The sequence below is a fragment of the Polynucleobacter sp. MWH-UH19D genome, assembly GCF_040409795.1.
In the GTDB taxonomy this organism is placed as follows: Bacteria; Pseudomonadota; Gammaproteobacteria; order Burkholderiales; family Burkholderiaceae; genus Polynucleobacter.
The window spans coordinates 280,429-306,827 of the sequence record NZ_CP099571.1; the positions used below are offsets into that span (position 1 = coordinate 280,429).

Below are 26,399 nucleotides of genomic sequence, written 5' to 3' on the forward strand. Positions count from 1 at the left end.
TAGTGGTGCTATCAAATTTCAGGCATTACAGAGTGTAGCGTCTTGGATCAGGCCTTTGTAATATAGATTGCATCCATTCCACTAGAGCGTCTGGCAACTGTAAGGAAAGAGGCACAACCCAAATACGATCATCGTGAATATTGGCGCATTTCACGGCATCCTTTTCGGTAATTAGGATGCAATCAGCATTTATACCTGTGAAGAATTCTGGGGTGTAGTCCACATGGTCAGGCATTGGGAATTGTTTGCCAGTAATACCAAGTTTTACTAGATCATCAAAAAAACGTTTTGGATTACCAAGCCCTGCAACTATTGCAATATTCTTTGGTAAATAACGATCCGCAATTTGTTCGAAAGATTGAGTGTTTGTAGAGTTCTTTAGTTGATATGGTGTGCCAAGTTGACTTACCAAGTTGAAAGCGCGTCTACCTTGAAAGTACTCATCTTCGATACCAGTTTTTGATTGCTTGTTTGTATTGGTGTTGAGCGTCGCATCACGTTCGCGTGTAGCGGGTTCCCGTAGTGGACCTGCTGGTAATAAAAAGCGATTGCCTTCACCGCGGTTATCACGTACTACGAATTCAATATCGCGACCACCTTCACGCGCAGGCCAGCGCACTAGGCCACGATGCTGCAAACCATCATCGCTGATAATGACATTCACATCTCGATTCTCTTTAAGCAGTGCTTTGATGCTCTCTTTTCTACTTGGAAATACCCAAATCGGAAATTGGTTGTGAGTGCGTTTTGCAATCAGTACGGGCTCATCACCAACAATGCTTGGATCAGAGGATCTCTTTACTTGTAAGGGATGCTTTTGAATTGATGAGCCATATCCTCTGCTAATAATCGCAGGCTTCCAGCCAAGTTGATTAAGGCGCTCTGCTAAGGCAATGACGATGGGTGTCTTGCCTGTGCCACCAACTCGAATATTGCCCACGATAATGATTGGTACAGGGGCAGGCTTGGGGTGCGTGATATCTAAGTCAAGCAAAAGTTTTCGGATACGTATGATGCAGCCATGTAAATAAGCCAATGGCCAAAGTAGCAAGCTAGTAGGACCGCGTCTTTCCCAAAACTGTGGCGCGCGACGAAAGATCGATAAAGCCATGATGGTCAGTTTACGCTTTACTTCTTGGTTTGACTGCTAAAGACAATATTACTCAGATTTGCATCACGCGCAGCCTCTAGAGCGGTCATTACGGATTGGTGCGGAGCTTTGGCATCAGCATCAATATTGACTTGGGAGTTTGCACTACCGTTGGCATTAAGTTGCGATAGTGCATTACTTAGTTGTGAAGAGTCTGTAACCTTGCCATTGATTGCAAATCGACCATCTCGACTGACGGCAATATGGATTTGTTTGCTCTCCGCTTGGGCCTCATTACCATTAGCTGTTGGCAAAGTGATGGCTAATTCTTGATATCGTGTGAAGGTGGTTGAAATCATTAAAAAGATCAATACCACCAGCAATACATCAATAAATGGAATGAGATTAATTTCTGGTTCCGGAGAATCAGAAATTCTTCCTAAAGAAAATGAATTTCTTTGCTTTGATGGGCTGTCTAACCAACTCATTGTTTGGATTCGGTTAAAAAAGTTTTTTGAATAACTGCCGCGTGAATTCTTCACATTCACGCTGGCGTTGGTTAGCCATGGAGCGCAATCCGCGCCATGCAGCTAGCGCAGGAATGGCAATCAATAAACCAAACGCAGTGTTGTATAACGCTACCGAAATGCCATGCGCTAACTGTTGTGGGCTCCCTGCACCATCAATGGCGCCTTGGCTACCAAAGATTTCAATCATGCCCACTACGGTGCCAAATAAACCTAGCAGGGGAGCAATGGTGGCAATCGTAGCCAGAGCGCCAAGATAGCGATCAAACTTTAGCCAGGTTGACTGAGCCACCACTTGTAATTCTTCTAGTGCTACTCCAGTATTGCTACCCACAATTTTCTCTTTAAGCACGCAGGTGAGCAATGGGCTTGCTGGTGAATGAATGATCAGATTTTCTAAATGGGTGTCGTCCAGCTTCTGGTTGGAGGACTGATTGACCAGCTGATTTGCTGAACTGAATACAGATTCAAGCAGTCCCTCGGGGAAAATATGCGTGAATCGTAAGTACCAGTAGCGTTCAATCGCAATCGCTAGACCAATAATGGAAATAATGAGTAGGGGCCAAATAGGCCAGCCAGCTGATAGTAAGATGGAGTACATAAGCTCAGTACTTTAGCTGAATTGAAAACCCTAATTCATCTACCAAACCTGTGGATAACTCTGTGCAAAACTTTTCCATACATGTTTTGTAAGTGCTTGATTGATGGTGAATGGGGTTAGCAATAGTTAAAAGTAGCCGACTAAAGAGATGACTTTTATCTATATTAATCAATTACTTATAAATTATCTGTTGGATTTATGAGACGTTTAGGGTCAGTAATTACTTACTTATTGGGATTAAACCCACAGCGAATATGCTTCTGTGGATAGTTATTGCCTCCAAAGCCTGATGGCTTGGTAAACAAAGAGAAAAAATGTCGGAAATATCAAGAGAAATTCTGTCCGTTGGGGATCTAAACCGCGCCATTGCTCAATCTTTGGAAGAGCGGTTCGATACTGTTTGGGTTAGTGGGGAGATTTCGAACTTTAAGGCTTATGACAGCGGGCATTGGTATTTCTCATTGAAGGATGAAGAGGGTCAAATTCGCTGTGTGATGTTCCGGGGTCGCAATGGGCAGGTTGATTTTATACCCCAGTCTGGGGATTTGGTGGAGGTAAGCGCGAGTCTTGGAATGTATGTACCCAGAGGGGATGTTCAGTTAACCATTCAAACTTTGCGGCGCGCAGGCATGGGCGGTTTGTATGAGGCATTCATAAAGCTTAAGGCGAAGCTCGCAAAAGAAGGATTGTTTGATAATGATCGTAAGCACGAAATTCCGACGCATCCAAGATCGATTGGCATTATTACTTCGCCGCAAGCGGCGGCCTTAAAAGATGTGCTGAGCACATTAGCAAGACGAGCACCTCACATACCAGTTGTCATTTATCCAACCCTTGTGCAAGGTCCCGACGCACCCCCAGGAATTATTTATGCATTAAAAGCCGCTGCAAAAGAGAACGCCGTTGATGTAATTTTGTTAGTCCGCGGCGGTGGCAGTCTTGAAGACTTATGGGCTTTTAACGATGAGCAATTAGCATATGCGATTGCAAACAGCAAAATCCCAGTTATCAGTGGCGTTGGACATGAAACCGATTTCACCATTACTGATTTTGTGGCAGATCTTCGGGCTCCGACGCCCACAGGGGCTGCAGAGCTTGCGGCGCCACGTAGGGATCAGATGTTGCAAGAGCTAGATGCCATTATGCAGGCATTACTACAGCGCATCAACCAACGCATTGAGCGAGAAGCACAAACCTTAGATCAGTTGGCGTTGAGATTAAGTCACGCATTGCCGAATCCTGATCGTATGCGTGAGCAAATAATCACTCTACAAAAACGTCTCAATCAAGCTTGGTCAGTACGCATAGAGAACTGGAAACGTAATCATTCTCACTACCAGTTGCAACTTGAGATGCTCAACCCACAAAGAACGCTTGAGCGTGGCTATGCCGTAATTTTGAGCGAAGAAAATAAATCATTATTTGCGCTACGTAACCCCAATGAACTCCATGTTCATCAGAATTATCAGGTGCGATTAGCAGAAGGGCGGGCGGTAATTGAGGTGTCCCGAGTTGAGGCAGAATTGTGATGCTTGTAATTTGATGAGCCCAAGCATTTCTTGGCTGGTCGATTGGTTATTATACAAATAAATTTAAGTATAATAACCAAGTGAAAAGCAATCTTTATACCCCTCTTTCTTTGGTTGCACAAACGGCTTATGGTGAGCTACAAGATCAATTACGTATTCAGGGCATTGATCGTCTCAGGGCTCTTCCGGGTGCATTTCATAAGCAAATCCAAAAAGGAAAGTCTTATATTTATTATGGATATCGTGACATTGATGGTATTGGCAGGATGGCATATGTGGGGCCAGAGGATCAGCGGGTGTTGGAGTTAATAAGAAAACATCAAGAATTAAAGTTTAGTGATCTGCCGGAAAAAATTAAGAAACAGGCGAAGTCAGCTGAAGTGCTTGGATGTACAGGTACTTTGACCAAGCATTTTCGGGTTATTAACCGCCTTGTGCAGTATGGATTCTTTCAAGCTGGCGGCATTTTGATTGGCACACATGCATTTTTAGCAATGGGCAATATGTTGGGTGTTAAGTGGGGGGTCTCTAATTTGACAATGGATGTAGATTTTGCTCATGCAGGCAAGAATGTATCTATTGCGCTGGGGGCTAATGTCAAGATTTCGGTGCATGATGCACTTAATTCTTTGGAAATGGGCTTATTGCCCATCACCGAATTCTCGGGAAAAACTGGTGCTCAATATAGAAATCCAACTGACCCTGAATTGCGTTTAGATTTTGTGACGCCGCAAACGCGCAGCGGGGGAACAGTCATTCTGTCCGAAATGGGGTTAGCCCTAGAGTGTTTAAAATTTATAGAGTTTTCACTGGTAGATACGACGCAAGCTGTGTTGTTGTCAAAAGAAGGGGCATGTATTGTCAATATTCCAGCTCCAGAACGTTATGCAGTGCATAAATTAATTGTTTATGGCGAGCGACCAGTGAGCGACAAAGTCAAAGCCAATAAGGATTTGGGGCAAGCAGCCGCTATTTTTAAGGTGCTTTTTGATAATGGTAGTGTTGATCTCATCAGAGTCGCATGGAGTGATGCGGCTTCACGTGGTCCCGGCTGGTTAAGGCGCTTGAATCAAGGTAAAGAGGCTCTCTTAAAGCGCTATCCAGAATTGTTAGAAATTGCCAATGATTAGCCCATTCATAAGACATGCATCATTCGCACCTTTATGACACGAGAAAAAATAACAACGTTAAATGTAAGTAAAGCGAGAGCAGATTTTTATCGCCATATTGATCGGGTAGTCTAACCACATAAGCCAATCATGATTTCTGGCAAGCGAGCCAATGGTGTATTGATATTTAAAGAATATTGGAGCGCAATTCAGGAGACTTTATTTCTGTTGGTAAATCCGGATATGTGTAAATCAATTAAAGATGCAATAAGTGAGCTGCTTTTCCAGAAGCAAAAGTACTATCAAGTGGCAACTTAAAATTTTGTTTACAATCAATGTATCTTTAAAGATAATAAAAAAATCAGCGTAGCTAGCCTAAAAGAAAAAGCAGTTCGCATCCTGGGAATATGCACACACTGCGATAAGGCTTTAAAAAATATTAGGTTCAATTTCCAACTTGACGCCAAATTTACTATGCACAGCATCTTGAATGCACCTTGCAAGACCTAAAATATCCTCCGCAGTGCCACCGCCATGGTTAACTAGCACTAGCGCTTGATTTTCATAGACGCCAACATTACCCATGCGTTGCCCTTTAAGTCCGCATTGATCAATGAGCCAACCAGCAGCCAACTTGCGCTTATTGTCAGCATCTGGGTAGGAGACAAGTCCTGGGTGCTTGAGAATTAGGGTCTCATATTGCTCTCTGGCAACAATTGGATTTTGAAAAAAGCTTCCAGCATTACCAATTACCTTAGGGTCTGGAAGTTTGTGAGTGCGAATAGCACAAATAGCAGAAAAGATATCTTTCGCAGTTGGCGAAGAATTGTTCAAGAATTGTTTTGCAAGATCGGCATATTGAATTCGTGCTTGCCATTGTTTGGGGATTTTAAAAACCACCTTAGTCACAATAAAGCGATAGGGATGTTGTTTGAAGTAACTATTTCGATAAGCAAAGTGGCAGTCTTGTTTAGAAATTTTGACAAAAATATGCTCTTTGGCGTCATAGGCTTCAATCAGTTGAATATAGTCACCGATCTCTACCCCGTATGCGCCAATATTTTGAATGGGCGCCGCACCAACAGTGCCCGGTATCAATGCTAAGTTTTCTAGACCAAAAAAATTACGCTCTAGCGTCCAGGATACAAATTCATGCCAATTGACGCCAGCACCAGCTGCGATGATGGAATCTTCTTGATTGGTTTGCACAATTTCTATTCCAAGAATATTCATGAGCAAAGTTGCCCCCGGCAAAAACTTAGGAAAAATTACATTGCTACCACTCCCAAGTACACGCCACGGAATTTTTTTTTCGGTAATTTCGTCCATTACATGCGGAATTTGTTCTGCCGCAGTTATTTCGTAGGCAAGCTCGGCGCTAGCATCAAACCCGAAAGTATTACGACTCTTTAAATCAAGGTTTACGCTAGATTTGGCGGTAGATATCGAATTCTCGGTAGAAGTCATGCCACAATCTTATTCGAATGCGTGCTGGGTGCGTAGATAATTGCAAAATACTGAGAAATACCCAAAGAAATACTGTAAAAATATTAAATGAAGATATCAAATAAAAAGTGAATAAAGGAGTAGAAGATGCCTTCATTTGACGTTGTTTGTGAACCAGACATGGTTGAGCTCAAAAATGCCATTGAGCAGTCCAATAAAGAGATTAGTAATCGATTTGACTTTAAGGGCTCAGATAGCCGTGTAGAGCAAAAAGATGAGGCATTAATTCTATTTGCCGATGATGAATTTAAGTTAGGTCAAGTGCGTGATGTGTTGATTAGTAAGATGGCCAAGCGTAACGTCGATGTGCGCTATCTAAAAGATGACAAGACCGAGACGATCGGTGGAGACAAGCGCAAGCAAACCATGAAAATTCAGAAGGGCATTACTTCTGATCTTTCTAAAAAAGTAGTGCGTATCATTAAAGACAGCAAACTCAAAGTGCAAGCCAGTATTCAGGGTGATGCTGTGCGGGTTACTGGGGCAAAGCGTGATGACTTGCAGGCAACCATGACCCTCTTGAAAAAAGAGGTCACGGAAGCGCCATTGGGTTTTAATAATTTCCGTGACTAATGATGTGGTTAAGGATACCTACAAGATAGCGCCAGCTAGCCAAGAGGCGATAGAGCGCTTTTGCGATGCTTGCTGGCTAGAGGATGGGCTGTCAAAAAATAGTCTGTCAGCTTATCGAAGAGATTTATTGCTCTTAGCCCAATGGCTATATCAACAGTCAGGCGCAGATTTATATTCAGTCCAGGAGAAAGATCTCACAGCCTACATAGCCCACCGTCGTGCTGATAAGGCCACTACCGCCAATCGACGCCTTACCGTCTTTAAGCGTTTTTATCGTCATGCATTGCGCATGAACTTAGTCAAAAGCGATCCTTGTATTGGACTACGAGCGGCAAAGCAAGCTTTACGTTTTCCTAAAACGCTCAGCGAAGACCAGGTTACTGCTTTGCTCAATGCGCCTGACATTGAAACTCCTTTGGGCTTGCGTGATCGAACTATGCTTGAGCTGATGTATGCCAGTGGCTTACGTGTTTCAGAAATCGTTTCTTTAAAGACGGTCGCTTTAGGTTTGAATGAGGGCGTCGTGCGTGTAGTAAATGGCAAGGGCGGCAAAGAGCGTTTAGTGCCTTTTGGCGGTGAGGCAGGACAATGGTTAAGGCGGTATTTCGCAGAGGCGCGCACACCATTATTGGAGGGCAAATTAAGTGACGCGGTCTTTGTCGGGCGTCATACGGGAACCGTACTTACGAGGCAAGCCTTTTGGGCGCTAATTAAACGTTATGCTACGCTTGCCAATATCTCCGTATCCCTCTCCCCCCATACCCTAAGACACGCTTTTGCAACCCATTTGCTCAATCACGGCGCAGATTTGAGGGTGGTGCAGCTATTGTTGGGGCATGCAGATATTTCTACTACGCAGATATATACCCACGTTGCTAGGGAGCGTCTCAAATCAATTCACCAACAGCATCATCCCCGCGGCGCCTGATTTAAGGGCTTGCGAGATATCAAGATCTTCAAAAGTGATTAAGATAGGGCTATGACCTTTTCTTTAGACCTTTTATTAATTCCTATTGCTTATCTGATTGGCTCGATTTCATTTGCACTGGTGGTGAGTAAATGCATGTGCCTGCCTGATCCCTACTCCTATGGTTCTGGCAACCCTGGTGCAACTAATGTTTTGCGTACTGGCAATAAAGTGGCTGCAGGTCTAACGTTTTTGGGTGATGCCTTAAAAGGTTTTTTAGCTATTGTTCTTGCAAGGGCAGTTTTGGGTGACCCACCCCTAGATTCTTATTTAAATTCATGGGTGCTTTGTGGAGTTGTAATGGCGGTATTTTTAGGTCACCTTTTTCCGGTGTTCCATGGCTTTAAGGGCGGCAAAGGTGTAGCTACCGCTTGCGGGATTTTGTTTGGCATTAATCCTATTTTAGGTATCGCCACCCTGGGTACTTGGATCATTGTGGCCGTGTTTTTAAGATATTCTTCTTTAGCTGCTTTGGCGGCTGCTGTATTTGGCCCAATCTATTTTGTATTTTTGTTTGGCTTTCACCCAATAGCAATCGCTCTTGTAGCGGTCTGTATGCTGCTCATTTGGCGTCATAAAAGTAATATTCAAAACTTACTCAATGGCACCGAGACTCGTATCGGTTCTAAGAAGAGCAAAGCCTGATAAGTGAAAACCATTAACAAATAAAGCAAAAATCAAAGATTAAGGAGATATTTGTGACGATTGCCTATGCATGTATTTTGTTTATGGGTTTATTTCCTTATGTCGCCGCTGGCATTGCTAAAAAAGGTTTTCAGGAATATGACAATAGCCTGCCAAGACAATGGCTAGCTAAGCAGACGGGCTTTAGAGCGAGGGCCAACGCTGCTCAAGCCAATCTATTTGAATCACTTCCACTATTTTTTGCTGCCGTCATCATTGCTTCGGTGAGTAATGCACCACAAGCAAGACTTGATATTCTGGCGATTGGTTTTGTGATTGCTCGTATTACATACCTTGTTTGCTATGTCGCCAATTGGCCAACTACTCGATCAATCGTCTGGTTACTAGGCCTTATTTGTGTGATTGCCATATTCTTTCAGATCTAAAGAAAACTATTAAAATGACTGTGAAAAAAATACTCAGTAATGCACCCAAAAAAGTGGTTGCAAAGAAAGGCACACCCACTCAAGCTTTGGCTAAGAACGCTGCCACCAAAAAAACTGCAGCAAAAAAAGATGATGTAGGTACGCCACTTTCTGTTGTGATCAGACGTCGTATCGAAGCTCAGAAAGCCCGCTTTCATGCGAATGACAATATTTCTGCTTTCATTAAACCGGGTGAACTTGAGGGGCTTGTGGACGAGGTAGCCCAAAAAATGCAAGCCGTATTGGAGAGTTTGGTTATTGATACAAAGAATGATCACAATACTCAGAACACAAGTCGCCGTGTTGCCAAAATGTATGTGCAAGAGGTTTTCAGTGGCCGGTATGTGGATCAACCTACTCTCACAAAGTTTCCTAATGTGAGTAAGCTAAATGAACTCATGATTATTGGCCCAATTACTGTACGCAGTGCTTGTTCGCACCATCTATGCCCCATCATGGGCCGTATTTGGATTGGTGTGTTACCCAGCAAAGCTTCGGCATTAATCGGTTTGTCAAAGTATTCCAGGCTCACTGAGTGGGTGATGGGTAGGCCGCAAATTCAAGAAGAGGCTGTTGTTGAGTTAGCAGACATGCTCGAGAAAAAGATCAAGCCAATCGGCGTTGCAGTGGTTATGGATGCAGACCACTTCTGTATGCAGTGGCGCGGTGTAAAGGATCGCGACTCCAAGATGATCAATAGTGTGATGCGTGGCGCCTTTCTAAAGGATTCTAATTTGCGTAGAGAATTCTTGGCGCTGATTGATCGAAAGCAATGAAATCAATATGCTAAGGCTTCTGATCATCGGTCTTACAGCCCTCGTCAGTTTGACGGCTTGTGAAGGTATGTCAACGATTAATTGGGATCCCGCCAAAAATAACCCAACATCTTTTCGCAAAGATTTAAAAGAATGTCAGGAAGACTATCCTATTCAAAATTCTGGGGTTCATGCAAAGCAATGGATTGGTTGTATGAATTAAAAGGCTGGCAGCAGTAAGCCACGGAAGCGGGCCTAGGAGTTTAAATTAGTATGAGAATAATTCTCAATTAAATAGATAAGTAAATCAGTAGGTTATGTACACAGTAGCACTCTATACCTAAGTCCACTATGATCAGTTTTGGTTTTGAAAAGGCGCATGTATGCATGTGCGTATTTGTGTAATGTTCTTATTATATTTTTTGGAGAATCCATGAAATCAACCCGTCGCCAATTTATGATTTTGTCTGCCGCTGGCGCCTGCACTTTGGCCCTAAATGGCAAAGTTCAGGCACAAGCTATGGTTGCTGAGACTGATCCTCAAGCTGCTGCTCTAGGCTACAAAGCTGATGCTACTAAAGTAGATAAGGCGAAGTATGCAAAATATGCTGCAGGTCAAGAGTGTGATAACTGCGCGCTTTATCAAGGTAAAGCTGGTTCTGCATCTGGCGGTTGTTCTTTATTTGCAGGCAAGCAAGTTGCTGCAAAAGGCTGGTGCTCTGCTTATGCAAAAAAGGCTTAAACAGCAAAAGTGTGTAACTGTGGTAAAAATAAAAGCCACCTTCGGGTGGCTTTTATTTTGATCGCATCATTTCGCCCAATAAAAGGGTCCTTAAAACTGGAATTTTTAAAATTACAGTAGAAGCGGCAATGCTGATGAATAGGGGGCTAATGATTGAAATGCCAATGTGAAGAATGTAAAAGTGAATTGCATAAATACCAAGAGAAATTTTTCCACAGTATTCAACCATCTTGTTAATCAATGGCAAATTAGCCTCATAGAGTATTTTGCTCATATCCAGTGCGGCAAAGCTTCCACTCAATGCGATAACCAGGGGGTAGAATTTTGTGATTGATTGGCTTAGTAAGTTGTGTATCGAAGTGGGGAGGTGATTTACTGTATTACGATGCCAAAGTGGCGCTAATAAAATAAAAGCAGCATAAGGAATTATCCTTTTCCATTTTCCATTTTGCAGCATTGGGGATTGAGATGTAACTACCCCTAAAAAGAAGTAAATAAAGAAATTTTTTAATAAATCTCCCATTGCGTGAGGGAGATGATTTTTTACGATCAACCAAATCAGAAGAATAAAAATAAATTGATAAGCCATTTGGCGGGATGGAGAGGTCAAATATCTTTGAAATAGACGGCGAAGGGCTTGAATCCTTATGAGTGATGCAATCAGGATCTGAGCGAAGACCCAAAACAAAATGCACATGAAAATACATGGCAAAAACCAGAGCGATTCATCTGGCTGTTGAAAAGTAAGGTATAGATAGTTCAAGATACCTACATCCATGTGGTAGTAGAAATATTTAAAAATCGTCCAGCTAATAAATGGCAAGATCAGTCGAATGCAAGATTTTGTAAATCGCTGAATTGCGAGATGGAGATTGTTTTTTAGGTCTGCAAGTAATTTGAACTCAAGAATCCAATAAGAGGAGATCATGCCTGATATAAATACAAATAGCGGCATGTGAAAAGAATAGATGAGTCGAAAACCCAGACTTTCATCAAAATTATTTGGATAAATAATGTATTGGAAGGTGTGGCCTGTTACAACCAAAATGATGGCCACCCCCTTGTAAAAGTCAAAGAGTTGATTTCTAGACCGTAATTGAGGGATATTCGCCATTTGTTTAATGGATTGCGCCGGGTTATTCAAGTAGTTAAATGACGAATGAGCAGTTAAAGGGTGTTAAATTGTGACACTGTGGCCAAATTTTCTTTCAAATATCTCGCAAAACATTCCGCTTTTTATTTTGGCGGGGATCAGCCTGCGGTCTCTTGGGTGGAGAGACTCCGATGCGTTGGGGGTGCATTTTTAGGGCTTATGTTAGTGCTCACTATCGCAAAGAGTTTGGGCGAGCTTAGCGGTATAGGTGAGTGGCTGATGGCGTCTTTGGGGGCAAGTGCCTTACTGGTATTTGCCTTGCCTGGCAGTCCTATGGCTCAGCCTTGGGCTGTGATTGCCGGTAATACCCTTTCAGCTGTCATCGGTATTAGCTGCTTTCATGTCATTGACGAGCCTTTATTGGCCCTTCCAATGGCCGGGGCCCTGTCAATTTTGGGTATGTTTATTTTGCGTTGCCTACATCCGCCGGCAGCAGCGGTGGCCTTGATAGTGGTTTTGGGGCATATTGGTCATTACCGTTATGCCCTTTTCCCAGTACTGGTCGATTCAGTGCTGCTGGTTTTGGCTGGGGCGGTTTATAGCAATTTAACTGGCAAACTTTACCCCAATAGGCCGCCAAAATAGGCTAGGCAAGCCCTAGTTTATTTGACCTTAGTTGCCGCAATTGAGGCAATGCAGTCCTTAATAGTGTAGTTTTGGTATTTACCAGCATTCTCTTTGCGAATAGATTGGCCACACTCCGTTAACGAGTTGCGAAGATGGATTTTGGGGATATTGCTCATTTGTAAGCTCCTTGAAATTGTTTTGGTTTTTGCGGGGCGCAATTGTGCGCCTGTAATATGATTTTAATAAATCCCCATTCTTTGGTAAAAGGCAGCGATAAACCCTATAAAATTGGGTTTTATTTATAAAAAGCATGTCAATTGCTTTAAAACATTCATGGCTTTCGTGATTCCGGTCATTTTGTGCGGCGGTTCGGGTACTAGGCTTTGGCCTTTATCGCGATCTGGCTTTCCAAAGCAATTTTTGGTGCTTTCGGGCGACGGTTCATCTGAAAGTCTATTTCAGCAGGCGGTTAAAAGAATTCACTCTGTTGCTGGCAATCAAAATTCTCTAGGTAAGACATTGGTGGTGACCAATGAGGATCATCGCTTTTTGGTGTTAGATCAATTGCGCGAGATGAAATCCATCCATCCAGCTTTATTGCTTGAGCCAGTTGGTCGCAATACAGCCCCAGCATTAAGCATGGCCGCATTTTGTGCGCAGCAAATATCAGATAATGAGAAAGAGCGTGATCCAATTTTAGTGATTACGCCTGCAGATCAAACCATTCAAAATCCAGGCGCTTTTACGAGGGCCTTGCAAGACTGCGTTGAGGTTGTCGAGGCTGATACGCAGGCCATTGTTATTTTGGGTATTACCCCAACTGCACCAGAAACGGGTTATGGCTATATACAGCGCTCTGGCGCTAAAGATCAACACAGCGCTTATTCCGTAGAGCGTTTTGTAGAAAAGCCAGATCTAAAAAAGGCGCAAGAATATCTAGCAAACGGAAGCTATCTTTGGAATAGTGGGATGTTTGTTTTGCGCGCAAGCACTTGGCTGGCCGCGCTGAAAGAGTTTCGTGGGGATATCTTTACGGCCGCGCAACAAGCTTGGCTTAATAAAACTGAAGATAGCGCAGATGGAGTGAGCTTTATCCGTCCTGGCAAAGAGGAATTCAAGGCTATCCCTAGTGAATCGATTGACTATGCTGTGATTGAGAAGTGTCCTGGATCTCAGTTCCCAATCAAGATGGTTGAACTCGATGCAGGCTGGAATGATTTAGGCGCATGGGATGCGGTGTGGCAAGTGGGTCAGCAAGATCAAGATGGCAACGTCATTAGTGGCGATGCACTTCTCACTAATACCAAAAATTCTTTAGTACATGCAAGCAGTCGTTTGGTAAGTGTTGTTGGGGTTGAGAATTTAGTCATCGTTGAAACTGCGGATGCGGTGTTGGTTGCTGATCGCAGTAATAGCCAGGATGTTAAAAATATTGTTACTCAACTTGAGTCACAGGGGCGTGAAGAAAAGAATTTGCATCGCAAGGTAGCAAGACCCTGGGGCTGGTATGACAGCGTTGATGAGGGCGAACGCTTTAAAGTAAAGCGTATTCAAGTAAAGCCAGGTGCCAGTCTATCCTTGCAAATGCATCACCATCGCGCTGAGCATTGGATTGTGGTGAAGGGTATTGCGGAGATTACGAATGGCGATCGAGTGATTACTTTGAAAGAAAATCAGAGCACCTACATTCCTCAGGGACAAACCCATCGTTTGGCAAACCGTGGAAGTGAGCCATTAGAAATTATTGAAGTGCAGTCAGGTAGTTATTTGGGCGAAGATGACATCGTCCGCTTTGAAGATACATACGGAAGAAGTTGAGAGATGACAAGCAAACAAAAAGTAGCCCTCATTACGGGTATCACAGGACAGGATGGTTCTTACCTGGCTGAGTTTTTGCTAGAAAAAGGCTATATCGTTCATGGCATCAAACGCCGCTCATCTTCTTTTAATACCGACAGAATTGATCACATCTATCAAGACCCGCATGTGAACCATCGTGATCTGATCTTGCATTATGGAGACCTTACTGACACCAGCAATTTGGTGCGCATTATTCAAGAATGTCAGCCAGATGAGATTTATAACTTGGGCGCACAAAGTCATGTGGCTGTCTCGTTTGAGTCTCCAGAGTACACCGCTGATGTTGATGCGATGGGGCCGCTGCGCATTTTGGAGGCCATTCGCATTCTGGGTCTAGAGAAGAAGACTCGTTTTTACCAGGCATCTACTTCCGAGCTATATGGCTTGGTACAAGAAATTCCGCAAAAAGAAACCACTCCTTTTTATCCAAGAAGCCCCTACGCTGTAGCAAAAATGTATGCCTACTGGATTACAGTGAACTATCGTGAGGCTTATGGAATTTATGCATGTAACGGCATTTTGTTTAACCATGAGTCAAAGCGTCGCGGTGAGACTTTTGTAACCCGAAAGGTTACTCGTGGACTAGCCAACATTGCTCAAGGTCTGGAGAAATGTCTTTACATGGGTAATATTGATGCCCTGCGTGACTGGGGTCATGCCAAAGATTATGTGCGTATGCAATGGCTCATGCTGCAGCAAGAACAACCAGAAGATTTTGTCATTGCTACTGGTGTGCAATTTACCGTTCGTGAATTTATTGTCCGCAGCGCTAAGCAGTTGGGTATTACTTTGAGGTTTGAGGGTGCAGCTGAAAATGAAAAAGCAATTGTCGTTAGCATTGAAGGCGACAAGGCCCCCGCTTTGAAGGTGGGGGATGTGATTGTGCAAATTGATACGCGCTACTATCGTCCGACTGAAGTAGAAACGCTCTTGGGCGATCCTGCAAAAGCCAAAGCAAAGCTAGGCTGGGTTCCAGAAATCACGCTAGACCAAATGATTGTGGAGATGGTAGCTAGTGATTTAGATCAGGCCAAGCAACATGCCTTGCTACAAAAACATGGTTATTCAGTGGCGGTTGGTAAAGAAAATTAAACCTAAGAATAGCGTCACAGCATGTCTTCTAGACTGAATCAAAAAATTTATGTTGCGGGCCATCGCGGGATGGTAGGTTCAGCCATTGTCAGGAAATTAAAAGCCAAGGGCTATAGCAACATTGTTACCCGTACACACGCAGAGCTGGACTTAACCAATCAGGCCGCAGTCAAAACCTTTTTTGAGCAAGAAAAGCCAGAACATGTGTATTTGGCTGCAGCAAAGGTAGGGGGTATTCATGCCAACAATACCTTCCCTGCAGAATTTATTTATCAAAATTTGATGATGGAAGCCAATGTGATTCATCAAGCTTTCGTTAGCGGCGTTCAGAAATTACTTTTTCTAGGCTCCAGTTGTATTTATCCGAAATTGGCTCCACAGCCGATGACCGAGAATGCATTGCTTACTGGCAAGCTTGAACCTACCAATGAGCCTTATGCCATTGCCAAAATTGCTGGTATCAAATTGTGTGAAAGTTACAACCGACAGTATGGCAAGTCACATGGTATTGATTACCGCTCTGTGATGCCTACCAACCTGTATGGCCCTGGAGATAATTATCACCCTGAAAATAGCCATGTGATTCCGGCTTTGATTCGTCGCTTTCATGAGGCGAAGATTGCTGGGTTACCAGAAGTGGTGATCTGGGGATCTGGCACTCCAAAGCGTGAATTTTTATATGTCGATGACATGGCAGCTGCCTCAGTGTTTGTGATGGAATTAGATAAATCCAGATACGATAGCAATGTTGAGCCCATGGAAAGTCACATTAATGTTGGCTTTGGTAGTGACGTCACTATTTTGGAATTGGCGCAAGCTGTTGCAAAAGCGGTTGGGTATGAGGGTTCAATTGGCTTAGATTCAAGCAAGCCTGATGGAGCGCCTAGAAAGTGGATGGACTCAACCCGATTAAATCAATTGGGTTGGAAGCCCTTGGTTGGGTTGCACGAGGGCCTGGCCTTGGCTTATGCCGACATGAAGGTTCAATCAAAATGAATATTCTGCTAACGGGTGGGGCAGGCTATATTGGCAGCCATACTGTTATTGCATTGAGCGAGGCAGGGCATACACCCGTTATTTATGACAACTTTTGCAATAGCAATAAAAGTGTTGTTGAGCGCCTAGAGAAAATCATTGGAAAACCAGTTGCGATGGTTGAGGGTGATATTCGAGATACTCCTTTGTTAACCAAGACTTTGCAGAACCATGAAATTAATGCAGTAATTCATTTCGCGGGACTGAAGGCGGTTGGTGAGTCATCAATAATACCTCTGGAGTACTACTCTAGTAATGTCTATGGCACTTTATGTTTGCTAGAAGCAATGAACCAAGCTCGCGTCAAGAATTTAGTCTTTAGTTCTTCGGCTACGGTATACGGTGATCCGCAATATCTTCCATTGGATGAGCAACATCCGTTAAGCGCAACAAATCCCTACGGCCGCACAAAGTTGCATATTGAAGAAATTCTGAAAGATTTGAAAGCATCCGATTCAGAGTGGAATGTTTTATGTTTGCGCTACTTTAATCCCGTGGGTGCCCATGTCTCAGGCTTGATTGGCGAGGATCCTAACGGCGTACCTAATAACTTACTTCCCTTTATCGCCCAGGTCGCTGCAGGTAAGTTAGCAAAACTAAAGATTTTTGGTAATGACTACTCAACTCCAGATGGAACGGGGGTGAGAGATTACATTCATGTCATGGATTTAGCTGAAGGCCATTTAGCCGCCTTAAGTTATCTAGAGGGTCTGTCAGATTGGACGGCGATTAATCTTGGTACTGGGCAGGGCTATAGCGTTCTTGAGATGATTAAGGCCTATGAAATGGCCTCCAGAATTGAGATTCCATTTGAATTTACGCTGCGTCGTCCTGGCGATATTGCGGCTTGCTATGCCAGTGTAGAAAAGGCTAAGTCTGATCTAGGTTGGGTCGCCAAAAGAGGCTTAGAAGACATATGCGTAAGTTCATATAAATGGCAAACTTATCGCAGCTCCATTGCTTAAGTAGGCGACATCTTCAATGAAACCATTCGTTTCAGTCTGTATACCAGTCTATTCACAAATACCATTCCTACGAAAAACATTGGAGTCTATTCAAGCTCAAGAATTTACAGATTATGAGTTGGTCATATCGGATGATAGTCCCGATAGTTCTGTGCAAGAGCTGCTAAAGGATTTTGATTTTTCAGGCAAGTTAATTTACTCAAAAAATGCAATAGCCCTCGGATCGCCTGCTAATTGGAATAGAGCGGTTGATTTATCCAGCGGGGCGCTGATCAAAATCATGCACCATGATGATTGGTTTTCTAGTCCAGATAGTCTTGGCGAGTTTGTTAATTTAATAGGTGAGGATCAAAAAGTAGGTTTTGCTTTTTCTGGCGTGAACACTAAAAGACCATATTCAGATCTTTATACACATCAGTATGCAAGTCCTAAGAATATTGACGCCCTAAAGATTAATCCTATGCCTTTGATGCTTAGAAATTGTATAGGGCCTCCGAGCTCTACTATTATTCGGCGAGAGTACTTTAAAAGGTATCGTGAAAATTTAAAGTGGTTAGTTGATGTTTTTCAGTATGCAGAAATTCTGGACAAAACTAAATTTACTTTTACTTCAAAGGCATTGGTTTATAGCACTACTGATGCTGAACATCAAATTACTAATTCTTGTCAAAACAATCCAGGCCTGCTCATTTATGAGTACCTTTATTTTTTTGACCATATTAAAACGCTAGGTCAAATAAATCTGGACCCCTATGTTGCTTATCTCAATGAATTAGTCCTAAAGTATGAAATAAAACGAGAGTCAGAGATTCGTCAGTATGGATTTATGGGTGACATTCCTAGTCAGACTCTGAAAATTATTGGACTCCCTAGTTTGGGAAGACGATTAAAGCTGCTTGAGCTAAAAATTCGCAGAAAAGCGAATGATGTCTTGCGCGCCATGGTTTAACTATCTTGCGCTCTATTAAGTTAAGTCTCCTCACCAATTTCCTCAGTCAAATCTGGGGCGCTCTCATTGGCTTTTTATTTATTCCGGCCTATGTGCGGATTTTGGGTATTGAGTCATACGGCATCATTGGTTTTTTTGCTACTTTGCAGGCTTGGTTCGTTCTGTTGGACTTGGGTTTAACACCTGCACTTGGTCGCGAGATGAGTCGCTTCTTGGGGGGTGTTTATACCGCTCAAGCTATTCGGAATTTATTGAGAAGTCTTGAAATTCTTTGTATGACTATCGCCTTCATTATTTTGAGTTCGATTTATCTATCCTCAAGTTATTTTGGCTACGAGTGGTTCAAACCTGGGGAGTTAGAAGCCCAAACGATTCATCATAGTTTGATCATCATTGCAGCCTTAGTTGCCTTGCGCTACATCGAGGGCTTTTATCGCGCTGCACTTATTGGTTTGCAACTACAGGTTTGGTGCAATCTGTGGAATATTTTTCTAGCTGCCTTAAGAAATATTGGAGTTATTGGTGTTTTATTTTGGGTATCCCCAACACTAGAAGCTTATTTCCTATGGCATACGTTAGTCTCTATTTTGGCGGTGGGTCTTTATATCTATAAATTAAATAGATCCTTGCCTGCAGCCCCCCATCGCGCTCAATTCTCCTTGCCGGGGGTAAAGGGTATTTGGAAGTTTGCTGGGGGCATGGTTGCTATTAATTTCATTGCGATGATGCTGACCCAGTTAGATAAATTACTGCTCTCCAAACTCTTAGATCTCAATATTTACGGCTACTACATGTTGGCGGCAACTTTGGCTGGTATTTGTTATATGGTTGTTGGCCCAATTACGAGCGGTTTTTTCCCTTTTATGGTCGAAAAGTCAACGCGAGCTGAAGAGTTGGTTTTGATACGCTACTACCACCAAGGATCTCAGTTGGTTGCCGCACTGACTACACCGGTGGCTCTAGTTTTATTATTTTTTGCTGAACCCGCTATTTTTATGTGGTCTGGAAATATGGATTTGGCCAAAAATGCTGCACCCATACTATCGGTCTTGGTAATTGGTTGCTATTTAAATAGCTTGATGTGGATGCCTTATCAATTTCAATTGGCTAATGGCGTAACCCAAATTATTTTGATTGGTAATTTATTGGCAACTCTAATCTTTGTCCCTGGAATTTACTTCTTAGTGCCAATTTCTGGTGTGATTGGAATTGCGTGGTTTTGGGCTGTTATCAATTTAGGCTTTGTCAGCGTTATTGTGCCAATCATGCACCGTCAATTTTTGAGGGGAGAGATGTGGAAATGGTATCTCCAAGATACTCTATTGCCTCTATTGGCTGGTCTTGTTGTCATCCTATTGGCATACCTCTTGCGCCCTAGTGTTCTTGAAAATCGGCTACTTTGGTTTCTGTATTTGGCGGGCTCTGGCTTGATAGCAATCATTGCGACAACGTTGTCAGCTAATTTACTGCGAAAATATATTATTGAATTTGTTAAAAAAGGCCTGCATAAGCGGACGGTGCACGAATGAATTGGCAAACAACAAAAAATCGCATCCGGTGGTTTCTAACCTCGCAGTTTGGTATCAATCCCAAGGTGGCCTATCGATTCATTTGCGGTTTGCCCCGCTACTTTAGAGATTTAAATCGCTTTCAATCGCAGTATTCTGGTCGGCTAGATTATTACCCCGCACTAAATGATTGGGGTAAAGAGGGCGGCGATACCGACAGTGAATATTTTTGGCAAGATCTGTTAGTAGCGAGAATGGTGCACCAAGCAAATCCAGTAAAGCATGTTGATATTGGCTCGCGGATAGATGGTTTTGTGGCTCATGTAGCTGCATTTCGATCTATTGAGGTCTTTGATGTGCGACCAGTACGCAAAAAAATTCCGAATGTGAATTTTATTCAAGCGGATTTAATGAATCCGCTGACGGCTAAAACAAACTACTGCGACTCGATTTCATGCCTTCATGCCATTGAGCATTTTGGGCTTGGTAGATACGGCGACCCAATTGATGTTAATGGATATCAAGCAGGGCTTAAGAATATGGCTGCCTTATTGCAGGAGAACGGCACCTTTTATCTCTCAACGCCAATTGGTGTGAATCGAGTGGAATTTAATGCTAATCGAGTGTTTGATCCAAGGATCATTTTGGAAGAAGCAAAATTGAATTATTTGGAAATTAAAAAAATGATTGTGATTAACAATGATTGCAGTTCAAGTGAATACGAACCGCATAGCATTCCATTGGATGAGCTGGCATCTCAAAACTATGCATTAGGCATTTTTGTTTTTAAGAAGATGGGCGCATAGCTGGTGAATTTGCAATCTGATCTAGTGAGCGTAGTTTTGCCTGTTTATAACGGTGCTCAATATCTGTGCGAGGCAATTGATAGTATTTTGCAGCAGACCTATCGCAATTTAGAGCTCATTATTATTAATGACGGTTCAAAAGATAGCTCTCAGGAAATTATTAATTCATATGGCGACCCCAGAATTAGATCCTTCGAGCAATCTAACATTGGCCTTGCGGCAACCCTCAATAAAGGTATTAGCCTGGCTCAAGGCCCTTTGATTGCAAGGCAGGATCAAGATGATATGAGTTTTCCGGATCGCTTGGCAAAGCAAATCCATTTCATGAATGCCCACCCAGAATGCGCCATGGTTGGAGCTGCAGCGCAAATTTGGGCGGATGATGCCGTATCAGATAGATTGCATCGACACCCATGCTCCAGCGAAGAATTGCGTGCCGGATTAATTTTTTATAACTACTTTGTTCATAGCTCGGTGATGATGAATAAAGCGATTATTGAAAAAATGGGGGGCTATACAACTGATCCCAATCGTCAGCCGCCAGAAGATTATGAATTATGGTCGAGGATTGCTAGGCAGTATCCAGTTGCAAATCTACCTGAGGTTTTATTGGCTTACCGCGAGGTTGGTGGCAGTATGTCTCGAGATGGAGAAAACCCATTCTCTAAAAAATTGATCATGTTAAGTGCTGAGAATATTGCATGGGCTTTAGATAAATCGGTGGAGTCAGATGATGTTCAAGCTTTGGCGCATTTGATGCATCGTGTTTATCCACCAAAGCTGATGAAGTCCTTCGGCTGGAGAGGGGCCCAAAAGCTGTTGGACGCAGTAATGGCGGCTGTAGCCACCAAATCCCAATTAAATAGAGAGGCAATGCGCCCTCAAGAGCTATCTCTTTTAAAGCAACTACGCTTAAACTACCTAGACTCACTTACAGATGGACGATTGAATAGGCTGCTCTCGGGACAACTGAGGCTGCGGCTCAAAAAGCTCTTAAGGGTTGTTTCATGATCATTGCAAACCTCAATGGTGGCTTGGGCAATCAAATGTTCCAGTACGCCAACGCAAAAGCACTTGCTGCGCGAAAGGGGGTTGATTTTCTCGTCGATGTATCACTTTATGAGAAGCGGGTGATGCATCAAGGCTTTGAGCTTGGGCGTATCTTTGATCTTCATATCAGTTTGGCGAACAAATCAGATCTAAAAAAAGTGCTTGGTATTTTTCAGTCCCCATTAGCACACCGTATTTTGTCGCGCCTGCCGCTTCTGAGAAATCTTCCGAAAAAGTTTATCTGCGAACCGCACTTTGAGTATTGGGATGGCCTACAGAACTGTCCTGAGAATGCCTATATATTCGGTTACTGGCAGTCTGAAAAATATTTCCTAGATTACGAAGAGCAAATCCGTCGTGATTTCTCCTTTAAGCCATTTGTAGATTCAGTCAATATCGAGCTGGCTCAGAAAATCAAAGACTCTGCATGTGCTGTGAGTCTTCATATTAGGCGTGGAGACTTTGTGAGTAACCCCAAGGCTAATACTTATCACGGAGCTCTCCCGCCAAGTTATTACGCAAATGCTTTGAAGTGTCTATTAAAGGAGCTTCCGAATTTGGAGCTTTTTGTATTTTCAGATGATATTGAATGGGCTAAAGCTAATGTGGACTTTGCCACCCATCCAGTGCATTTCGTGAGCCATAATACCGGTGCCAACAGCTACCAAGATATGGCTTTAATGAGTTTATGTAATCATCACGTGATTGCCAATAGCTCCTTTAGTTGGTGGGGCGCTTGGCTAAATCCCTCTAAAGATAAAATCGTGATTGCGCCTAAGAACTGGTTCATTAAGCCCATCAATACCAAAGACCTTATTCCTTCATCATGGATTCGACTGTAAGTCTTTATGCCTAGATCAGCCTTTAACTTGCCTAAATCATCATCCACTTTACTCATTGGTGGAGCGGGTTTTATAGGCTCCCATTTGGCTCCATTACTAGCGCAGAACGGTCGGCAGGTACAAGTGCTAGGGCGATCTGAGATTGCCCAACAAAAAATACCGACCATTCAATATATACAAGGCGACTTTAATAATGCGGATTTACTTGAAGCACTAGTAAAGCAAAATAATGAAGTGGTGCATTTAGCTTATGCAACGGTACCCAATACTTCATTTAACGATCCACTGCTCGACCTGAATGAAAATTTACCGCCTGTGCTGCGCTTAATGCAGTTGTGTGCAAAGCATCAAAAACGATTGGTGCTACTGTCCTCTGGCGGAGCGGTTTATGGCCAGTCCCAATCAGTGCCAATTGCTGAGGATCATCCGACACTCCCGATCTCACCTTATGGACTCACTAAGCTCACCATTGAGCACTATGCCTATTTATTTAGCGTGAGCCATGGCTTGAGCTACATTTCCTTGAGGCCGGGAAACCCTTATGGCTTAGGCCAGATTCCATTTAGAGGTCAAGGGTTTATTGCGACTGCACTAGCCTTGATTGAGCAAAATAGGGCAGTACAGGTTTTTGGTTCGCAAGGCACTATTCGAGACTATCTTGAGATAAATGATTTAGCCGCTGGAATACTGGCTGCCATGGATCACGGGCAGGTTGGTCAGATTTATAACATTGGCTCTGGAGTTGGTCGATCCAATCTAGATGTTCTGAATACTCTAGCGCCTATTGTTGCTAAGCTTGGGTACGAAGTGCAAATAGAGCAATTACCAGCACGTCCATTTGATGTAGCAGTCAATGTGCTGGACTCGACTAAGCTGATGAGTATTTCAGGGTGGAAGCCAAAAATTGATTTGCAGGATGGCTTGGAGAGTTTAGTTGACTCATTATTTCTGGGTAAACCTAAGGCCTCATGAGAATCATGATGGTCTCTCGAAGTTGGCCTACCGTTGAGCGATCGGGCGTCAGTCTTGCAGCCCAAAAGCATGCCAAGATGCTTATTGATTTAGGGCATGAGCTGCATGTTCTTGGTTCAAATGCTGCTATTGAACAAGAGTCACTCAATGCCAAAAAATACTATATTCCCAGTTCTGGATCTGGGGCATTGTATGCTCCGGCAAAAGTGGATAAAAAGTTGCTACAGGACACAATTCATTCTATTTCCCCAGACCTGATCATCTTAGAGACATGGCAAACCGCTTTGACTGAGGCTGCGATCGATGTTGCCTACGAAAAAAAGATTCCTTCGCTCATGATTAGCCATGGAATTTCTATTCATCCTTATAGTAATACTGTGCGTAATTGGATTCGATATCTTGCTTGGCTCCCTTATCAGTATTTTTTCTTGACATCCAGAATGAAAAAGCTCACGGCGATTACCGCTTTGGATTTAAACGTCAAATCTCCTCGGTTTTATGATCGAGATCTAGCCAGATCACTTCATAAGCCCGTTTTTGAATTAACCAATTCTCCTGCAATAAAAGTGTTGTCTATAAAAGCACGCTCTGATCGAAGTAATCAAATTCTGGTGGTAGGTTATTTCTCTGAAGTGAAAAACCAGTTGGGGGCCTTAGCTATTTTGAATGAATTGCCCACATCTCTTACTATGAAGTTCGTAGGCAAAAGAGAAGGCGCCTACTATCTTTGCTGCCAGGAATTCGTAAAGCAACATCAACTAGAGGCAAGAGCAATATTTTGCGAAGACCATGAAGTTGATCTCGTTACTGAATTTAGTCACAGCATTTTGGTGTTACAAACCTCTATCACCGAAGCTCTGCCTATTACTTTGCTAGAGTCAATGGCTAGTGGAACGCCTTTTGTGGCCACACCCGTTGGTGCGGTGGCGGCACTGGAGGGCGGTCTTCATGCAAGCGAATTATCAAGCCATGTTAAGGCGGTAAATCAGTTGATAGCTGACGAGCTTTTATGGAGCCAACTGTCTGAGCAGGGTAAATCTTCCTGTGCCGAGCGGTATACCGATGCTAAAGTGCGGGAGCAGCTTTGCATTGCAGTGGAAAAAACAGTTGCTTTAGCGCTCAAGGGGTAAATCCATTGAATGTAAATCAATTTCCCGGTGGATTTACGGTACTCATGGCGGTTTATCGCAATGATGATGTTGAGCTATTTAATCGGGCAGTGCAATCAGTTTTTGCAAATACGTTGTTGCCCAATCACTGCCTAATTATGGTTGATGGCCCAGTGCCGGAGGCGTTAGATTCTGCAATTAGTTCCTTGGAAAAAGCTTATAGCCCAAAAATACAGTTCTTGCGACTGTCAAAAAATATTGGACTAGCTAAGGCTTTAAATGCAGGGATTGCACACATTCACACAGAATGGATCGTTAGGGCTGATGCGGACGATATGAATTTGCCTAATCGATTTTCAGAGTTAGCTAAAGCAATACAAGGAAATCCAGAGGTAGATTTGCTAGGAAGCAATATTCTGGAGGTCGATAAGGAAGGCAACTCTGTAGCAATACGAGAGGTACCCACTTCAGAGGTAGACATCCGTCAGTTTGTAAAATCACGTAATCCCTTTAACCACATGACAGTAGCCTATCGCCGTAGTGCAGTTTTAGAATGCGGAGGCTATCCCGATGTATACCTTAGAGAAGATTACGCACTCTGGTGTCAATTCTTAGTAAGACAAAAGAGAGTACTCAATATTTTTAAAGTATTGGTGCTTGCCACAGCTGGAAAAGAGATGTATGCGCGGCGTGGTGGGTGGAGATACGCCAAGGCCGAGTGGGAAATGCAAAGACTGCTTGTGGATTCAGGGCTCAAGGGCATTAGCCGCGGCTTATTAGATGGATTGTTACGGTCAATCATCTTCGTGATGCCCTCAAGGCTCAGAGGTTGTATCTATCATTATTTCTTAAGAAAATCTGCAATATGAGATGCGCTTAGAGATTTACGTAATGTAGGGCTGGTTTTGATGAGTGGTTCTAGGCAATCAAGCTGTTTGCTTATATTATCTAATATGTTTGTATATTAAATAACTATAAATGGCTTTAAATAATGAAAAATCATCAGCCAATCAGAATCTCAATTGTGATTCCAGTTTATAAAGGCGAATTTTGCCTTGGTAAATTAATTAAAGAGATAGAGCCTCTAACTGGCGTTCAAAATACTTCCGAAGGATCGCTTTTTATGGTGAGCGAGATTTTGCTAGTACATGATTGTGGCCCAGATAATTCTGATCAAACAATTGAAGAATTAATCTCAAGATATCCCTTTATTAAAGGTGTATGGCTTACAAGAAATTATGGTCAGCATGCGGCAACCTTGGCCGGAATGGCAAGTACAAATGGCGATTGGGTGGTGACGCTTGATGAAGATGGGCAGCAAGACCCATGTGATATTGGCAATATGCTGGACGTTGCGCTTAACAATTCACTGCAAATCGTCTACGCACGACCGACTAATATTCCTCCGCATGGATTTATCAGAAATTTTTTTAGTTCACTCGCAAAAAAAATAGCATTGAAACTGTTGGGCGGTGAGTATCAGGTAGGTGTTTTCAATAGTTTTAGATTGATAAATGGAGAGATTTCTAGAATTCTGGCTTCTTATTGCAGCAACGGAATTTATCTTGATATCGCCTTATTTTGGATTGCAAATCGAATTGGCTACTGCCCAGTTAAATTAAGAAATGAATCCCGAGATTCTGGATATAACTGCTTAATGCTGATCAATCATTTCTGGAGAATGATTCTCACAGCGGGTACTAGACCCTTGCGACTTATAACTTTCTCAGGTATTTTTTCTTTGTTTGCAGCAATGGGGGTACTATTTTACGTTCTTTATTCCAAGCTGATAGCGCAAACCCCGGTGCAGGGCTGGGCCTCAATTCTGATTTTTATATCATTTTTTTCTGGCTTAATAATGGTCTCGCTAGGGTTGCTTGCTGAATATCTAGCTCTTGCAGTTGGGATTGCAATGGGTAAGCCGCTTTATATGGTCTCTAGTCAGCCAACACGCAGAGCAAATTTTAATATGCAATAAAGTGG

Annotated in this window: 30 protein-coding genes; 24 read left to right on the forward strand and 6 right to left on the reverse strand. The window is 43.0% G+C overall.

Annotation, left to right across the window (positions count from 1 at the left end):
* Nucleotides 1-25: 25 nt before the first annotated feature.
* The 3 genes from lpxK to NHB34_RS01510 are packed head-to-tail and all read right to left on the reverse strand — an operon-like array spanning nucleotide 26 to nucleotide 2,218.
* On the reverse strand, nucleotides 26-1,111 hold the full coding sequence (lpxK, locus tag NHB34_RS01500) for a tetraacyldisaccharide 4'-kinase (protein ID WP_353427800.1): 1,086 nt from the start codon (nucleotides 1,109-1,111) through the stop codon (nucleotides 26-28).
* A 17-nt stretch (nucleotides 1,112-1,128) separates the two neighbouring features.
* On the reverse strand, nucleotides 1,129-1,578 hold the full coding sequence (locus tag NHB34_RS01505) for a biopolymer transporter ExbD (protein WP_353427801.1): 450 nt from the start codon (nucleotides 1,576-1,578) through the stop codon (nucleotides 1,129-1,131).
* 13 nt (nucleotides 1,579-1,591) lie between these two features.
* Nucleotides 1,592-2,218: a MotA/TolQ/ExbB proton channel family protein gene (locus tag NHB34_RS01510; RefSeq protein WP_353427802.1), complete on the reverse strand. Its 627-nt coding sequence runs from the start codon at nucleotides 2,216-2,218 to the stop codon at nucleotides 1,592-1,594.
* Between the two features lie 314 nt (nucleotides 2,219-2,532).
* Here NHB34_RS01510 and xseA point away from each other — a divergent pair, with 314 nt between their 5' ends.
* From xseA to NHB34_RS01525, 3 genes are all read left to right on the forward strand, one after another.
* Complete coding sequence (xseA, locus tag NHB34_RS01515; protein WP_353427804.1) at nucleotides 2,533-3,747, forward strand: exodeoxyribonuclease VII large subunit; 1,215 nt, start codon at nucleotides 2,533-2,535, stop codon at nucleotides 3,745-3,747.
* An 80-nt stretch (nucleotides 3,748-3,827) separates the two neighbouring features.
* Nucleotides 3,828-4,877 carry a nucleotidyltransferase domain-containing protein gene (locus NHB34_RS01520; protein ID WP_353427805.1) on the forward strand — a complete coding sequence of 350 codons (1,050 nt, stop codon included), beginning with the start codon at nucleotides 3,828-3,830 and terminating at the stop codon, nucleotides 4,875-4,877.
* Between the two features lie 129 nt (nucleotides 4,878-5,006).
* Entirely contained in the window at nucleotides 5,007-5,174 is a 168-nt protein-coding gene (locus tag NHB34_RS01525; protein WP_353427806.1) for a hypothetical protein, read from the forward strand.
* A 111-nt stretch (nucleotides 5,175-5,285) separates the two neighbouring features.
* Here the strand turns inward: NHB34_RS01525 and murB are convergent, their stop codons facing one another.
* Entirely contained in the window at nucleotides 5,286-6,323 is a 1,038-nt protein-coding gene (murB, locus tag NHB34_RS01530; protein WP_353427807.1) for a UDP-N-acetylmuramate dehydrogenase, read from the reverse strand.
* Between the two features lie 126 nt (nucleotides 6,324-6,449).
* Here murB and NHB34_RS01535 point away from each other — a divergent pair, with 126 nt between their 5' ends.
* From NHB34_RS01535 to NHB34_RS01565, 7 genes are all read left to right on the forward strand, one after another.
* Nucleotides 6,450-6,935: a YajQ family cyclic di-GMP-binding protein gene (locus NHB34_RS01535; protein WP_353427808.1), complete on the forward strand. Its 486-nt coding sequence runs from the start codon at nucleotides 6,450-6,452 to the stop codon at nucleotides 6,933-6,935.
* Entirely contained in the window at nucleotides 6,928-7,863 is a 936-nt protein-coding gene (gene xerD, locus NHB34_RS01540; RefSeq protein WP_353427810.1) for a site-specific tyrosine recombinase XerD, read from the forward strand. The genes NHB34_RS01535 and xerD overlap by 8 nt, the downstream gene beginning before the upstream one ends.
* 51 nt (nucleotides 7,864-7,914) lie before the next feature.
* Nucleotides 7,915-8,547 (forward strand): glycerol-3-phosphate 1-O-acyltransferase PlsY, encoded by a 633-nt coding sequence (plsY, locus tag NHB34_RS01545; protein ID WP_353427811.1) that lies wholly within the window; start codon nucleotides 7,915-7,917, stop codon nucleotides 8,545-8,547.
* A 53-nt stretch (nucleotides 8,548-8,600) separates the two neighbouring features.
* Nucleotides 8,601-8,972: an MAPEG family protein gene (locus tag NHB34_RS01550; RefSeq protein WP_353427813.1), complete on the forward strand. Its 372-nt coding sequence runs from the start codon at nucleotides 8,601-8,603 to the stop codon at nucleotides 8,970-8,972.
* 14 nt (nucleotides 8,973-8,986) lie between these two features.
* Entirely contained in the window at nucleotides 8,987-9,787 is an 801-nt protein-coding gene (folE, locus tag NHB34_RS01555) for a GTP cyclohydrolase I (protein WP_353427814.1), read from the forward strand.
* Nucleotides 9,771-9,989 (forward strand): hypothetical protein, encoded by a 219-nt coding sequence (locus tag NHB34_RS01560; RefSeq protein ID WP_353427815.1) that lies wholly within the window; start codon nucleotides 9,771-9,773, stop codon nucleotides 9,987-9,989. The genes folE and NHB34_RS01560 overlap by 17 nt, the downstream gene beginning before the upstream one ends.
* A 210-nt stretch (nucleotides 9,990-10,199) precedes the next feature.
* Nucleotides 10,200-10,508 (forward strand): high-potential iron-sulfur protein, encoded by a 309-nt coding sequence (locus tag NHB34_RS01565; protein WP_353427817.1) that lies wholly within the window; start codon nucleotides 10,200-10,202, stop codon nucleotides 10,506-10,508.
* 52 nt (nucleotides 10,509-10,560) lie between these two features.
* Here the strand turns inward: NHB34_RS01565 and NHB34_RS01570 are convergent, their stop codons facing one another.
* Nucleotides 10,561-11,652 carry an acyltransferase family protein gene (locus NHB34_RS01570; RefSeq protein WP_353427818.1) on the reverse strand — a complete coding sequence of 364 codons (1,092 nt, stop codon included), beginning with the start codon at nucleotides 11,650-11,652 and terminating at the stop codon, nucleotides 10,561-10,563.
* Between the two features lie 48 nt (nucleotides 11,653-11,700).
* Between NHB34_RS01570 and NHB34_RS01575 the strand changes: the two genes are divergently transcribed.
* Nucleotides 11,701-12,246, forward strand: coding sequence for an HPP family protein (locus NHB34_RS01575; RefSeq protein ID WP_353427819.1), 546 nt, complete (start codon nucleotides 11,701-11,703; stop codon nucleotides 12,244-12,246).
* A gap of 17 nt (nucleotides 12,247-12,263) precedes the next feature.
* Here NHB34_RS01575 and NHB34_RS01580 read toward each other — a convergent pair whose 3' ends face one another.
* The gene (locus NHB34_RS01580; RefSeq protein ID WP_353427820.1) at nucleotides 12,264-12,404 is read right to left on the reverse strand and encodes a hypothetical protein; all 141 of its coding nucleotides are present in this window, start codon (nucleotides 12,402-12,404) and stop codon (nucleotides 12,264-12,266) included.
* 157 nt (nucleotides 12,405-12,561) lie between these two features.
* Here NHB34_RS01580 and NHB34_RS01585 point away from each other — a divergent pair, with 157 nt between their 5' ends.
* The 13 genes from NHB34_RS01585 to NHB34_RS01645 all read left to right on the forward strand — a co-directional run bounded on the left by NHB34_RS01585 (nucleotide 12,562) and on the right by NHB34_RS01645 (nucleotide 26,394).
* Nucleotides 12,562-14,046 carry a mannose-1-phosphate guanylyltransferase/mannose-6-phosphate isomerase gene (locus NHB34_RS01585; protein ID WP_353427822.1) on the forward strand — a complete coding sequence of 495 codons (1,485 nt, stop codon included), beginning with the start codon at nucleotides 12,562-12,564 and terminating at the stop codon, nucleotides 14,044-14,046.
* A 3-nt stretch (nucleotides 14,047-14,049) separates the two neighbouring features.
* Entirely contained in the window at nucleotides 14,050-15,180 is a 1,131-nt protein-coding gene (gene gmd / locus NHB34_RS01590) for a GDP-mannose 4,6-dehydratase (RefSeq protein ID WP_353427823.1), read from the forward strand.
* Between the two features lie 21 nt (nucleotides 15,181-15,201).
* Nucleotides 15,202-16,176 carry a GDP-L-fucose synthase gene (locus NHB34_RS01595; protein ID WP_353427824.1) on the forward strand — a complete coding sequence of 325 codons (975 nt, stop codon included), beginning with the start codon at nucleotides 15,202-15,204 and terminating at the stop codon, nucleotides 16,174-16,176.
* Nucleotides 16,173-17,180 carry a UDP-glucose 4-epimerase GalE gene (gene galE / locus NHB34_RS01600; protein WP_353427825.1) on the forward strand — a complete coding sequence of 336 codons (1,008 nt, stop codon included), beginning with the start codon at nucleotides 16,173-16,175 and terminating at the stop codon, nucleotides 17,178-17,180. The genes NHB34_RS01595 and galE overlap by 4 nt, the downstream gene beginning before the upstream one ends.
* A gap of 16 nt (nucleotides 17,181-17,196) precedes the next feature.
* On the forward strand, nucleotides 17,197-18,129 hold the full coding sequence (locus NHB34_RS01605) for a glycosyltransferase family 2 protein (protein WP_353427826.1): 933 nt from the start codon (nucleotides 17,197-17,199) through the stop codon (nucleotides 18,127-18,129).
* Between the two features lie 5 nt (nucleotides 18,130-18,134).
* Nucleotides 18,135-19,658, forward strand: coding sequence for an oligosaccharide flippase family protein (locus tag NHB34_RS01610; RefSeq protein WP_353427827.1), 1,524 nt, complete (start codon nucleotides 18,135-18,137; stop codon nucleotides 19,656-19,658).
* On the forward strand, nucleotides 19,655-20,443 hold the full coding sequence (locus NHB34_RS01615) for a DUF268 domain-containing protein (RefSeq protein ID WP_353427828.1): 789 nt from the start codon (nucleotides 19,655-19,657) through the stop codon (nucleotides 20,441-20,443). The genes NHB34_RS01610 and NHB34_RS01615 overlap by 4 nt, the downstream gene beginning before the upstream one ends.
* Nucleotides 20,444-20,446: 3 nt before the next feature.
* Nucleotides 20,447-21,454, forward strand: coding sequence for a glycosyltransferase (locus tag NHB34_RS01620; RefSeq protein ID WP_353427829.1), 1,008 nt, complete (start codon nucleotides 20,447-20,449; stop codon nucleotides 21,452-21,454).
* Nucleotides 21,451-22,335, forward strand: coding sequence for an alpha-1,2-fucosyltransferase (locus NHB34_RS01625; RefSeq protein ID WP_353427830.1), 885 nt, complete (start codon nucleotides 21,451-21,453; stop codon nucleotides 22,333-22,335). The genes NHB34_RS01620 and NHB34_RS01625 overlap by 4 nt, the downstream gene beginning before the upstream one ends.
* Nucleotides 22,336-22,362: 27 nt before the next feature.
* A complete protein-coding gene (locus NHB34_RS01630) occupies nucleotides 22,363-23,307 on the forward strand; it encodes an NAD-dependent epimerase/dehydratase family protein (protein ID WP_353427831.1) in 945 nt (314 codons plus the stop codon).
* A gap of 5 nt (nucleotides 23,308-23,312) precedes the next feature.
* Nucleotides 23,313-24,437, forward strand: coding sequence for a glycosyltransferase family 4 protein (locus NHB34_RS01635; RefSeq protein WP_353427832.1), 1,125 nt, complete (start codon nucleotides 23,313-23,315; stop codon nucleotides 24,435-24,437).
* Nucleotides 24,438-24,442: 5 nt separating this feature from the next.
* Nucleotides 24,443-25,285 (forward strand): glycosyltransferase, encoded by an 843-nt coding sequence (locus tag NHB34_RS01640; protein WP_353427833.1) that lies wholly within the window; start codon nucleotides 24,443-24,445, stop codon nucleotides 25,283-25,285.
* A 122-nt stretch (nucleotides 25,286-25,407) separates the two neighbouring features.
* Complete coding sequence (locus NHB34_RS01645) at nucleotides 25,408-26,394, forward strand: glycosyltransferase (RefSeq protein ID WP_353427834.1); 987 nt, start codon at nucleotides 25,408-25,410, stop codon at nucleotides 26,392-26,394.
* Nucleotides 26,395-26,399: the final 5 nt, after the last annotated feature.